Source organism: Helicobacter sp. 12S02232-10 (assembly GCF_002272895.1).
Lineage (GTDB): Bacteria > Campylobacterota > Campylobacteria > Campylobacterales > Helicobacteraceae > Helicobacter_J.
The window spans coordinates 19,296-32,011 of the sequence record NZ_MLAQ01000006.1 but is presented as its reverse complement, the minus strand read 5'-3'; the positions used below and the strand labels follow the sequence as shown (position 1 = coordinate 32,011).

The 12,716-nt window shown below is 35.0% G+C and carries 11 protein-coding genes; 3 read left to right on the top strand and 8 right to left on the bottom strand.

What is annotated here, in order from left to right:
• The first annotated feature begins 45 nt into the window (after positions 1-45).
• Positions 46-729, top strand: coding sequence for an MqnA/MqnD/SBP family protein (locus BKH41_RS05925; protein ID WP_095297967.1), 684 nt, complete (start codon positions 46-48; stop codon positions 727-729).
• On the opposite strand, the gene BKH41_RS05920 is transcribed toward BKH41_RS05925, so the two are convergent.
• From BKH41_RS05920 to BKH41_RS05885, 8 genes are read right to left on the bottom strand one after another with little or no spacing between them, the layout of a single operon-like run.
• A complete protein-coding gene (locus BKH41_RS05920) occupies positions 726-1,577 on the bottom strand; it encodes a hypothetical protein (protein WP_095297965.1) in 852 nt (283 codons plus the stop codon). The two genes, BKH41_RS05925 and BKH41_RS05920, sit on opposite strands and share 4 nt — an antisense overlap.
• A gap of 12 nt (positions 1,578-1,589) precedes the next feature.
• Complete coding sequence (locus BKH41_RS05915) at positions 1,590-2,858, bottom strand: N-acetylmuramoyl-L-alanine amidase (RefSeq protein WP_095297963.1); 1,269 nt, start codon at positions 2,856-2,858, stop codon at positions 1,590-1,592.
• Positions 2,859-2,862: 4 nt separating this feature from the next.
• Complete coding sequence (locus BKH41_RS05910; protein WP_095297961.1) at positions 2,863-3,954, bottom strand: nitronate monooxygenase; 1,092 nt, start codon at positions 3,952-3,954, stop codon at positions 2,863-2,865.
• 17 nt (positions 3,955-3,971) lie between these two features.
• Positions 3,972-5,180, bottom strand: coding sequence for a tyrosine--tRNA ligase (gene tyrS, locus BKH41_RS05905; RefSeq protein ID WP_095298132.1), 1,209 nt, complete (start codon positions 5,178-5,180; stop codon positions 3,972-3,974).
• Between the two features lie 47 nt (positions 5,181-5,227).
• Positions 5,228-7,372: a RelA/SpoT family protein gene (locus BKH41_RS05900; protein WP_095297959.1), complete on the bottom strand. Its 2,145-nt coding sequence runs from the start codon at positions 7,370-7,372 to the stop codon at positions 5,228-5,230.
• A 19-nt stretch (positions 7,373-7,391) separates the two neighbouring features.
• Entirely contained in the window at positions 7,392-7,640 is a 249-nt protein-coding gene (locus tag BKH41_RS05895) for a DNA-directed RNA polymerase subunit omega (protein ID WP_257875425.1), read from the bottom strand.
• A 3-nt stretch (positions 7,641-7,643) separates the two neighbouring features.
• Positions 7,644-8,360 carry a UMP kinase gene (gene pyrH, locus BKH41_RS05890; protein ID WP_095297955.1) on the bottom strand — a complete coding sequence of 239 codons (717 nt, stop codon included), beginning with the start codon at positions 8,358-8,360 and terminating at the stop codon, positions 7,644-7,646.
• A gap of 51 nt (positions 8,361-8,411) precedes the next feature.
• The gene (locus tag BKH41_RS05885) at positions 8,412-9,707 is read right to left on the bottom strand and encodes an adenosylmethionine--8-amino-7-oxononanoate transaminase (protein ID WP_095297953.1); all 1,296 of its coding nucleotides are present in this window, start codon (positions 9,705-9,707) and stop codon (positions 8,412-8,414) included.
• 147 nt (positions 9,708-9,854) lie between these two features.
• Here BKH41_RS05885 and BKH41_RS05880 point away from each other — a divergent pair, with 147 nt between their 5' ends.
• Complete coding sequence (locus BKH41_RS05880) at positions 9,855-11,303, top strand: peptidylprolyl isomerase (RefSeq protein WP_095297951.1); 1,449 nt, start codon at positions 9,855-9,857, stop codon at positions 11,301-11,303.
• A gap of 18 nt (positions 11,304-11,321) precedes the next feature.
• Positions 11,322-12,704 carry a cell division protein FtsA gene (ftsA, locus tag BKH41_RS05875; protein WP_095297949.1) on the top strand — a complete coding sequence of 461 codons (1,383 nt, stop codon included), beginning with the start codon at positions 11,322-11,324 and terminating at the stop codon, positions 12,702-12,704.
• The last annotated feature ends 12 nt before the right edge of the window (positions 12,705-12,716 follow it).

The following is a 12,716-nucleotide window of genomic DNA, read 5'->3' as shown; positions in this document are numbered from 1 at the left end:
TGATTCTTGGCTAAAATTTTCAAATCCAAGCCAACAGGAGGTCGTATGCGTTTTGGAAAAATAGATTATATCAATCTTTTACCTTTTGATGTTTTTATCAAGGCATACCCAATGAATTCGGGATTTAAAAAATTTTTACAATTAAAAAAATCGTATCCCGCTAAACTAAATAAAGATTTTTTGTTTCAAAGAATTGATGCTGGATTTATTTCTTCTATCGCCGGTTATTATTCAGCGCTTAAACATAAAACGACCAATTCCGCCATCATTTCAAAAGGAAGTGTATGGAGTGTCATCGTTATTCCCAATCCCCAAGCTGAAGATTATCAGTCTGCGACCTCAAACGCTTTATGCAAAGTCTTAGGACTAAAAGGAGAAGTACTTATTGGGGACAGGGCACTTGCCTACCGTTATCAAGGTGGCGAACATTTAGATATGGGTAAAATTTGGTATGAAAAAAAACATCTGCCTTTTGTTTTTGGCAGATTTTGCTTTAACACTTATGGGGATTTTTATCGACGCCTCTCAAAAGAATTTAATCAAAAAAGAATAAAAATCCCTCACTATATCTTAATGCAATATTCTAAAAAAACTTCCATACCCAAAGAATATATCCGCGAATACCTGAAACACATTTACTATAAAATAGGTCCCAAAGAACATCTCGGACTCAAGCGCTTCTATCGCGAATTACTCTTTAAAAAAATCAAAAAACCCTCTCGTTTCTAGCTTTCTTCTTTGAAACTCCGATACATCCACTCCCCGCACCAACCCAAAAAAGCTAGCATATAAAATGCCATACGTGCGTTGTAATAATTTTCAGCCTGAGAAAGAGTATTTGAACAAAACAAGCACACCAATACGCCCAATGCAAAAATCAAGATATTAGCGTATTCATAAAACCCAAAAAATTCCTTATGAGATAAAAAAACGCGCATAAACAAAACAAATCCGAGGTAAAACATAAAAAAATCAATGTATAAAAATAAATTACTTTTGTCATAATAAGCCTGAAATCCCGAGGCAAATAAAACAACTAAACAAACATTTATCGAAGGACAAAAAAATGCCAAATATTTACCAATTTTATTTTTTGTATTAAAATGAAAACCTAAACTAAAAAGTATTAAAGGAAAAAATAAAAAGAAAAAATAAAAAAATCCAGAAACAATGATATAACTAAAATTAATTCGCACTAAATTAAAGAAAGAGAGATTCCTCAATCCTTCTCCAACTACCAAACCTGATATTGTTGAATCCAAAGATTTCGTACCATCCAGACTAAAAATTAGAATAAAAATTAAAATAATACAAATCCCAAATGCGACTAGCTTCTGAAAAAAAATATCTTTTTTAATCCAAGAGGAAAAAATCAAATATCCCAAAGCCATCAAAATACCGCAAAAATAATAAAATTTGACAAGGTTATCATAAGCTCTATCATTTTTAGTAAGAATTAAGAATAATTGCGAAAAAGTATTGCTGAATTGAGAAACCAAAAGCGCCAAAACAGTAAAAACAAAAAGTAAAAAAAATATCGATGAAAAAATAACCTTATAAATGTTTGGTCTATTCATTGCGCTCCCTGATCAATAATTTTTGGCAAAATAACCCTCAATCCCATCTGCTATCCCTTTAACCAAAAACCTCTGATAGCGTTTATCATCAATTCTGCGAGCTTCAATGGGATTAGAATTATAGCCTATCTCAATCAAAACCGATGGCATTAAAGCGCCTGCCAAAACCCAAAAAGGTCCCTCTCTCACCCCGCCATCAACCACGCCTTGATAATGCTTACGGAGTTCTCTTAAAATTCCAAATTGAATATCAATAGCAAGTTTATTGGAAGCAATGAGACGATGTGAATTTAAAGAGTTCAAAAAGGAAAACTTAGAAAAATAATTCATTACATCCACATCATCTTTGTTTTCAAGTTCAGCCACCTTTCTAGCACGCTCACTCCTTGCAGTGGAAAGAAAATAAGTTTCAATACCTTGAGGACTATCGCTAGAAGTCTTAGGAACGGAATTGGCGTGGATAGAAACAAACAAATCGACATTCTTAGCATTGGCAAAATCGGTTCGTTCTTTCAAATTGATATAAACGTCTTTGTCTCTTGTCATATAAACAATATATCCTCTTTTTTTAAGCTCTTGCTCTAAAAACTTTGAGACACTCAAAACAATCACTTTTTCACATATCTTGCTCACACCCATCGCCCCACAATCCTTACCCCCGTGACCTGGATCGATTACGATTTTGTATTTTTTAGAAACCTTTGGAGCTTCTGGGGCAAGAGAAGATTTTGCTCGGGTATGAAGACTTGCTTTTGACCCATTCAAATGTGCAGAAGGTTGGGTCTTGCGAACAGGAGAAGCTTGAGGTTTTTTCGGAGAGGATGACTGGTTATTGTTAGACTTGTGAGAAACTTGAGAAGGTTTTTTTTGCACAGGAAGCTTTTTTTCCTCGCGCTTTGGCGGTTTCTTTATTTCTTGAGGTTCAGGAAGTTTATCAACAATACTGATGTAAAGATGTTTTTCTACGATTTTAGTGCGATAGGTGCTGTCTTTATTGGTTTTGATAACAATGCGGACAATTTCAGGTGTATTTTGCGCGATAGATATTTGGGTCTGATTAGAAAAAATATAATTTTTTCTTGAAACAACCAAAACTGCTTGGATATCTAAAAAACTTCTAAAATCTTTGAGCGAATGCTCTTTAAAAGATAATTTTGAAATATCTTGATTAAAAGTAATCCGAACACTACTTGTTCCAAAAGGAATGATTTGAAGAATTTTAAGATCTGAAGCAAACGCAAATCCCAATAGACAAAAAAATAAAATTAGGATTGAGCGCACACGATTACTCCTGTGTCAGCTCGTAAATAAGTTCTTTTACTGTGATTATTTTTTCTATTCTATATCCGTTTGCACCACTAAAATAAAGACCTTCGAGTTTATCCCCCAAATGTCCCTTTCCTAAACTATCGGCAATACAATACCCAACGGCTTTAGCTTCAATCCCGCGGTGGCAAGGAGAAACGCAGTTACTGATACAGCGAACTTTTGGAGCATTGCCTTCTTGAAGTCTTTGAAGAACGCCGATGTTGATCGCCCTTGCAGGATAGCCTACAGGGGATTTTATAAGCTTGATATCCTCTTTTTTTACAGAAGGCAAAATCTCTGCATAAGCTTTAGCATCGCATTCTTTTGTTCCTAAAAATCTAGTCCCCATCTGAACACCACTTGCACCTAAAGCAATCATCTTATTAATATCGGCCCTATCCCAAATCCCTCCAGCAGCAATCACGGGTATATCGCCCCATTTTTTTATTTCATCAGCAATTTGAGGGACAAGATTTTCCAATTGGAATTCTTCTTTAAAACAATCTTCATATTTAAAACCTTGATGCCCCCCACTTAATGGACCTTCCACAATAACTGCATCAGGAAGTCTTTGGTATCTTTCTTCCCAACGCTTGCAAATAATACGCAGAGCTTTTACCGAAGAAACGATAGGTACTAAAGCGACTTCAGGAAAATTCTTTGTGAATTCAGGCATATTTGTGGGTAACCCAGCGCCTGTAACAATAATATTAGCACCCGCTTCACAAGCATCTCTCACCACCCTTCCATATTCATTAATGGCATATAAAATATTTGCTCCTAAAGGATTGGAACCGCATATTTTTCTAGCATTTTTAAATATTTCATTCAAAGCCTGTTTGGAATAAAAATTAATTGCTTCAAAAGGTTTGGAAGAAACAATCTTTTCGACAAAATGCATTTTTTTATAATATCCTGTTCCAACGGCACTAATAATCCCTAAAGCTCCTTCCTTAGAAACATTGCCGGCAAGTTCATCCCAACTGATACCAACACCCATACCTCCTTGAAATATGGGGTATTTTATAGTATGTTTCCCAATTTTTAATGGTTTTAACTTCACATTCATCGATTATTTTCCTTAAATCATTTGATAATGGCTCGAATAAATTTTCTTTTTCCTATTTGTATAACATATTCTCCTGATTCAAATTTATAATTTTCATCCATAATTTTTTGTTTATTTATTTTGAGACCTCCCCCCTTGATATCTCTTCTTGCTTGGGAAGTAGAAGAACAAAGATCTGCAAGCTTTAAAAGTTCGCAGATCCAAATTCCTTTTTGAAATTCCATTTCAGGAATATCATCAGGCAATTCATCTTTAAGAAAAACACCATCAAACTCCCTTTTAGCCTCCAACGATGAGTCTAAGCTGTGATACCTAGCTGTGATTTCCAAAGCCAACTCTTCTTTAACAGCCTTAGGATGGAGATCTCCCTTATGAACGCCATTTTTTAAATCCTGTATTTCCTTGATGGTTTTAACGCTTAAAAGATCATAATATTTCCACATTAAATCATCGGAAATGCTCATTATTTTAGCATACATTGAATAAGGTTTTTCTGTAACGCCTATATAATTTCCCAAACTCTTGCTCATTTTATTTACACCATCCAGCCCCTCGAGCAAAGGAACCGTAAGTACAGACTGCTCCTTATTGAGCCCGTATGCCCTCTGAAGCGTCCTGCCTACAAGAAGATTGAATTTTTGGTCATTGCCTCCAAGTTCAATATCACAATTTAAAGCAACCGAATCATAACCTTGCAAAAGTGGATACATAAACTCAATAATGCTAATGGGGCGATTTTCTTTATAGCGTTTTTCAAAATCATCCCGTTCAAGCATCCTTGCAACCGAAAATTTAGAAGTCAGATTTACCAATCCTCCAACGCCTAATTCATTGATCCACTTGGAATTGAAACAAATTTCAGTATATTTGGGATCTAATATTTTAAAAACCTGTTCTTTATAGGTTTGGGCATTATCAAGAACTTCTTGCGAACTCAATTGCTTCCTAGTCTCACTTTTACCACTAGGATCACCGATAGTCGCAGTAAAATCCCCAATCAAAAACTTCACATTTCCACCATATTTTTGAAAAGTTGCTAGTTTTTGAATCAAAACAGTATGCCCCAAATGCAAATCTGGTGCAGTTGGGTCAAACCCAGCTTTCACAACAAATCTCTCTGCACTAAGATAATATCTTGCTACCAAAGAAGCGATATAATCTGAACCGATAAATTCACTCGCCCCTCGTTTAATTTCAGCCATCGCATCTTGGATTTTTCGTTCGATTTGAGGCTCAAGATTCAAATTATTTTGATTATCCATTCTTTAATTCCTCAACTTTGATATGCGTCTTTTAAGCTTGAAAATTCTATCACCTTATATTTTCTCATCATTAACTCTTTAAATGGTTTAATATCTTTTAAATCTGCTTCAAATAAAATTTCACAATGCGTTGAAAATTGGCTTTTATACCCCAAATAAGATACCCCAATCACATTGCAACCATTTTTTGCCAAAGTAGTTAAAAAATTCGCCAACGTACCTTTTTTATCCTCTAAAGCAACAATCACTTTATAGGCGGTTTTGATTTTCTTTGCCCATTCTACAAACACCATTGGTATGCCAGAATCAATATCTTCACTGAGTTTTTCGCATAACTTATGATGCACCACTGCTTTTTGACCCGTAATGATAGCTAAAATTTCATCTCCATATTTAGGATGGCAACAATAATCAAATAAGACTTCATTTACATTTCGATTCGTATAAATCACAAAGTTTTCCAGTTCAATTTTTTTAAGCTTGAGCAGATTCATACGGATCTTAGCAAAGAAACTCGATTCAGTATTAAAACTTTGTTTGATTTTATTTTTTAAATCTTGCAAGAATCCTATATCTTTGGTGACTTTAAAAAGGGAATTATCAAAGCCTTTTATAGAAAGATATCTCTCAAAGGTCTTATGATTCTTCCCAAAAATCGTGGCTAAAATATTAACAGCACTTTTTCTCTCAATCTCTCGAATCTGATTTTGACGCTGCAATCTCAAATGACTTTTTGCCCTAGAAGTTTTCACTGCATCAACCCAAGTGCATTTAGGCACGCTCTGTTCTCCAGAAACAATCCTGACGATATCCCCGCTTCTAAGCGTCTGGAGTAGAGAAACTTTTTGATTATTGACATAAGCTTCTTTGGCATTGTCTCCAAGCTCGCTATGAACTGCATAGGCAAAATCAAGGGCAACTGCCCCTACAGGAAGTGCATAAGTGTCTCCATCGGGTGAAAATACAACGATATCTTCCTGATACAAGTCATTTTTGGCAAGTTCGTAAAACTCTTCGATCGTGTTATTTTGATATTGCAAATTATGCAACCATTCTAAACTTGGAATCATACCGCCGGTTTTATATTTCCAATGAGCAGCAATTCCATATTCTGCACTTTTGTGCATATCAAAAGTACGGATTTGAATTTCATAAACTAAAGCCTCATCAAAAATAGTTGTATGGATAGTTTGATAGCCGTTTTCCTTGGGCAAAGCAATATAATCTTTAAATCTTGATACAATTGGCTTGAAATTCAAATGAACGATTCCTAAAACTTTATAGCAATCAATGGGATTTTTGACGATAATCCTGACTGCAAGCAAATCTAGAATCTCATCAACGCTTACACCTTTTCTTTGCATTTTTAAATAAATAGAATAAGGTCGCTTTACCCTGCTTTCTATACGGAAATCAGAATCGGAAAAACCCATATTTAAAATCATTTTATTAAGTTTATCAATAAAATGATTCAGTCTCAATGATAAAGATTGCCTGTTTTCTTTCAGATAGTTGTGAATTTTTTCATATTCTTGGGGAAAAATATAATGAAAACTTTTATCTTCAAGTTCATTCTTAATTGATGAAATACCCAAACGATGTGCTACGGGAGCATACACAACCAAAGTTTCTTCTGAAATTCGAATTTGTTTTTCATAGGGCAACACTTCAAGCGTAAGCATATTATGAAGTCTGTCGCTAATTTTTATCACTAATGCCCTAGGATCTTTAACTGCTGCAACAAGCATTTTTCTAAATGACAAAGCTGAAATAATCAATCTTTGACTGGAATGATTGGACACCAATTCTTCTTTTCTGATTTCAGTAATCTTGGTAAGCGCATCTACCAAAATAGCTACATCATTCCCAAATTCACGCTTGATGACGTCAATATCGCACAGCGTATCTTCTACTACATCATGAAGCAAAGCTGAGCAAATCATTGCCTCATCCCCGCCATAAAAAGCAACGATACACGCCACACAAATAGGATGGACAACATAAGGTTCGCCACTTTTTCTTTTTTGACCGGCGTGATATTTTGTAGCAATATCCAAAGCATTATGAACTTTTGAAGTAATTTGCGTCAAAGTACCTAGAGTTTGGATTGCCTCTTGGGGATCGGTAATTTTTTTTAAGGTATCAAAAAATTCCAAGTTTAAATAGACCTTTTAACTAATTTTGTTCATCGATTCTATCAATGCCTACTTTTCCCTCCGCAATCTCTCTCATTGCAATATCAGCAAGCTTATTTTTTTTTAAATCCATATCCACTAAAGGTTTTGCCCCTGCACTCAACTGCTTAACTCGGGAAAATACCAAGTTTGAGAGTATATATCTGTCATTACCTATTCTTTCGAGTGCTTTTGCTACAATTTCTTCAGTTCTCAATTTTAATCCTTTCTTTAAAAAATAAAATACCAAGTGTTATTTTACCATAGAGCAAATGCCCGCATTATCTCTTATGATTTTTAACAAATTCTCCTGCTTAAACATATTGCATACGGCAATAGGAAGTTTATTATCTTTTGCCAAAGCAATAGCGGTATCATCCATCACTTTAATATCATCTCTCAACGCCTCATCATAACTTAACTTATCTATTTTCTTAGCATCTTGAAATTTTTGAGGATCCTTATCATAAACCCCATCCACCTTTGTAGCTTTTACAATCATATCCGCACCTATTTCCACCGCTCTTAAGGTAGCAGCCGTATCGGTAGTAAAAAATGGATTCCCTGTTCCTGCACCAAAAATTACAATTCTTCCTTTTTCAAGATGCCTGATTGCTTTTCTGTAAATATAACTTTCACAGATTTCTTTTATCTCAATCGCGCTTTGCACCCTCACATCCATACCGATATGCTCCAAAGCTTCTTGCATTGCCACAGCATTGATCACTGTTGCAAGCATTCCCATATAATCCCCACTTGTGCGTCTGATAATCCCTCCTGCAGATGCGCTCACGCCTCTAATAATATTACCTCCTCCGATCACAATCCCCACTTCTATATCATTTTGAGCCAAAGATTTAATTTCCCCTGCAATATAAGCAAGAATAGTGCTATCAATGCCAAACCCATTTTCTCCCGCCATTGCTTCACCTGAAAACTTTACCAAGACGCGCTTTTTTTTGGCTTCCATAAAAAATTCCTTCCATCATTTTGAGTTTATGAAATTTTATAAAATTCTTACTTAATATTGGATTTGTTTTAAGATAGTCTTTAAAGAATCAAAAACATATTTTATTTCTTCTTGAGTGATTACATAAGGAGGCATAAAATAAATCGTATTGCCTAAAGGACGGAGCAAAAGACCTTTTTTCAATCCTTTTTCAAACACTTCAAGCCCCACTCTTCTATCAGGGGCGAAACCTATCAAGTCAAAAGCAAAAATCATCCCTTGATAACGAAAACCAGATACGAATTCAAATTCTTTCAAGTCATCCATCATTGAAACAATGAAGCTACTTAAAACCTTATTTTTTTTAATAACATCTTCAGATTCAAAAATATCCAATACCGCATTCGCACACGCACACGCCAAAGCATTTCCCGTATAACTGTGAGAGTGCAAAAATGCCTTATGTTCTTCATAAGGAGCATAAAATTTCTCATAAACCTTATCACTTGTCATCACAACCGATAAAGGCATATATCCGCCACTCAATCCCTTTGAAAGACATAAAAAATCAGGAGTTATCCCGCATTGTTCATAAGCAAATAAACTCCCGCTCCTGCCAAATCCAACCGCAATTTCATCAAAAATGACATAAATTCCTCGTTCTTGACACATTTTCGAAGCTTTTAAAACATATTCTGCAGAATACATATGCATATTCCCTGCACATTGAATTAAAGGTTCCAAAATAAAAGCAGCAATATTCTCACCTTCGGCTTCTAAAATACTCTCTAATGCCTTCAAAGCATCAGGTATGTCTTGATTATTTTTAGGAACAGGCGTTTGCAAGCATTGAATCAAAATCCCCCCGTAAGTGTTTTTATAAAGCTCCACAGCTCCGACTGAAAGCGCACCAATGGTCTCTCCGTGATAAGAATTAGTTAAGGACAAAAATTTTACTCGTTTTTGTCCATCCAATAAATGAGCGTGATAACTCATCTTTAAAGCCACTTCAACACACGAAGATCCGTTATCAGCATAAAAACATTTCTCCAAACCCTTTGGAGTCAGTCCAACCAAACGATTTGAAAGACGCACAATCCCTTCGTGGGTAAATCCCGCAAAAATCACGTGTTCAAGAATATCTGTTTGTTCTTTTAACTTCCTATTAATATAATCATTTCCGTGTCCAAATAAATTAACCCACCAGCTACTCACGCAATCAATATACGCATTCCCATCAAAATCATATAAATAAACTCCCTTACCCCTCTTAATCGGGATTAAAGGAAGTTTTTCGTGGTCTTTCATCTGTGTGCAAGGATGCCAAATAGTTTTAAGATCTGATTCTAATAATTCTTTGCTAGTCATAAAAACTCCTAAGTTTCGCTTTTAAATAAGCCTAATTTTAGCCATTATTAAATATAATCCACTGCGTAATGGCTTTAAGAATGGTATAATGTTCTAACGATATCTTTTTAAACTTTAAGCAAAAATTATATAGGGAATTATCAAACAATGATAGAGTGGATGCAAAAACATAAAAAATATCTTGTTGTCACAATATGGATCAGCACAATAGCATTTATAGCTGCAGGAATGATTGGATGGGGTCAATACAATTTTTCGATTTCAGGAGATAGTGTCGCAAAAGTCGGTCAAATCAAAATTTCTAGTCAAGAACTTGCTCAAGAATATAATAGATTTTATGAAGCATACGCTCAAGCTTTTCAAGATTTCAATGAAGAACAAGCAAAAGCAATGGGGCTTGAAAACTCTGCTCTCAATTTTCTGATCAACCAAGCTCTACTTAGAAACTTCGCTCTTGATTTAGGTCTGCGGGTAGAAGACTCTGAAGTTATTGATGAAATCACCCAAAATGAGGCCTTTCAAAATAATGGGCATTTTGATGAAAATCTATATAAAAATACCTTGAAAGAAAATCATTATCGCCTTTCAGATTTTGAAGAAAATGTAAGAAATGCTCTTTTGTTGCAAAAAATCACTGCTTTGCTCCCTAAAACGATCACTCCGTTAGAATTATCTGCAGTTTCTTCTGGACTCAAACTCCAAGATAAAATCGAAATCTTGATATTAGATGCAAAAAACATCAAACCAAAAATTTCTCCAACAGAACTCAAAGAATTCTGGGAAAAAAATAAAACCAAGTATCAAAAACCTACAGAATTTCAGATTCAATCCATCTTTATTGATTCAAAATCACAACCCTTTACTCCTGAAGAAATCCAAGAATATTACAATCAGAACAAAAGCCTCTATCTCAATGATAAAGGCGAACTTGAAAGTATCCAAACCGCAAGAAAAAAGATCCAAAAAGACGTCCAAATGCAAAAAGCTCAAGCTCAGGCACTCAAAGAATATTTAAAGCTGAAAAAAGGTGAAGCCCAAAAAGTTAAAAATCAAACTTTTTCAGATACAAGTCATCAATATTCTCCGATTATTATGCAAGAACTTCAAAAAGCTAAAATTAACGATACTATAAAACCACAACCCTATGAAGATGGCTATATTGTCATCAAACTTGCAGGCAAAAAAGATGCGCGTCCGAAAGATTTTGAAGAGGCTAAATCTGAAGCTTTAACCCAACTTCAAAGCTTAAAAAAAATACAACTTTTAAAAATCGAAGCCCAGAACAAGCTTGATACCTTTAAAGGCAAAGATATTGGTTTTGTCTATCCAAACTTCAAAGGTAAAATAGAGGGATTAGATGAAAAAGAAGTCGCTGAACTGATGGCGCATATTTTTAATAGTAATAAAAAGTCAAATTTTGCTATAATAAACAAAAAAGCCGTTTTGTATAAGATAAACCAACAAAATTTTAAAAATAAGCTTCAAGAAAATGATGAAAGTTTTATGGTTAATGCAACAGAAAATCTAAAAACTAATTATCTTGATCAAACCCTCATTGATTATCTTAGACAAAAATACGCTATCAAAAGATATTAAAAACATTAGGAGGCAAATTTGAGTCACACAATTTTGGGAGTGGATATAGGTTCCAGCAAAATTTGCTCCATCATCGCTGAAGTCAAAGAAGGCATTCCTCAAATCATCGGAACCGGCACGCAAAAATCTCAAGGTATCAAAAAAGGGGTAATTGTCAATATTGAGCTTGCAAGCAGAGCGATCAAAAACTCCATTGCCGATGCCAAAAGAATGGCTGGACTCGATAATGTCAATAAGGCCATTGTTTCTATTTCAGGAGCCTATACCAAAAGCGTAAATAGTTCAGGTGTAGTCAATATTCCAAGCAGTGAGATTGGCATCAAGGAAATAGGAAGAGTTTTAGAAACCGCATTATACAACGCTTCAATTCCCTCTGAATACGAAGTTATTCACGTTCTTCCTTATAAATTCAAGCTTGATGATCAAGATTTTATCGAAGACCCGATGGGAATGAATGGAGCAAGACTAGAAGTCTTTGTGCATATCGTAACCGTCCAGCGTACAAGCTTAGAAAATCTTAAAAAATCCGTGCGACTTGCAGGTGTTGAAATAGAAAATGTTGTGTTATCTGCATATGCAGCTTCTATTGCGGTTTTAAGCGATGATGAAAAAGAACTTGGGGTAGCCTGTATTGATATTGGCGGAAGCACTTGTGAATTGATGATCTATGAGGGCAACTCAATGAAATATAATGATTTTTTAGGGGTTGGTTCTCATCATATCACAAGCGATTTGGCAATGGTATTAAACACGCATATCGCAGCTGCTGAAGCTGTAAAGATTAATTACGGCAATCTGACTCCAGCAGAAGAAAATCCACAAAGGATAGAAGTCCCATCTATAGGAACTGATGATACAAAGCATTTTATTTTGCTTGAAACCGCTCAAGAAGTAATCCATTCAAGAGTTGTAGAGACTCTTAGTATTTTAGCAAAATCCATTATAAGAAGCGGTCTTAAAGATCAACTTGGAGCTGGAGTAGTCCTCACAGGAGGAATGATTAATATGACAGGCATTCGAGAAATTGCTGGAGCGATTTTTCAAAGAATGCCCATCAGGATTGCCAAACCCATTGAAACAATCGGTCTGTTTGAAGAGCTTAAAGATCCTGCAAGCTCAGTTGCAATTGGGCTTATTTGGTATGGTGCGGGAAAATATACTAATTACGAAAAAGATTCTGAGAAAAATATTCGTTATAAAAAAGACAAAGTAAATACAGAACCAAATCTTCCTTACTCCCAACAACGAAGTTTTATAGGAGCAGATTTGACAAATCTTAAAGAAGAAGTTATAAAAAATGATCATAAAATTCAAAAAAAAGATATAATTGACGATACAAATAATGTTAAAAACAATAAAGTGGCCAATTTCTTTACGCGATTGGCATCGAAGTTATTTTGAAAGAAAGGCGAG

Coding starts and splice junctions, on each gene's coding strand:
- pyrH (WP_095297955.1), bottom strand. CDS start 8,360: ATGGAAGCCAAAAAAAAGCGCGTCTTGGTAAAGTTTTCAGGTGAAGCA.
- BKH41_RS05925 (WP_095297967.1), top strand. CDS start 46: ATGCGTTTTGGAAAAATAGATTATATCAATCTTTTACCTTTTGATGTT.
- BKH41_RS05920 (WP_095297965.1), bottom strand. CDS start 1,577: ATGAATAGACCAAACATTTATAAGGTTATTTTTTCATCGATATTTTTT.
- BKH41_RS05910 (WP_095297961.1), bottom strand. CDS start 3,954: ATGAATGTGAAGTTAAAACCATTAAAAATTGGGAAACATACTATAAAA.
- BKH41_RS05880 (WP_095297951.1), top strand. CDS start 9,855: ATGATAGAGTGGATGCAAAAACATAAAAAATATCTTGTTGTCACAATA.
- BKH41_RS05885 (WP_095297953.1), bottom strand. CDS start 9,707: ATGACTAGCAAAGAATTATTAGAATCAGATCTTAAAACTATTTGGCAT.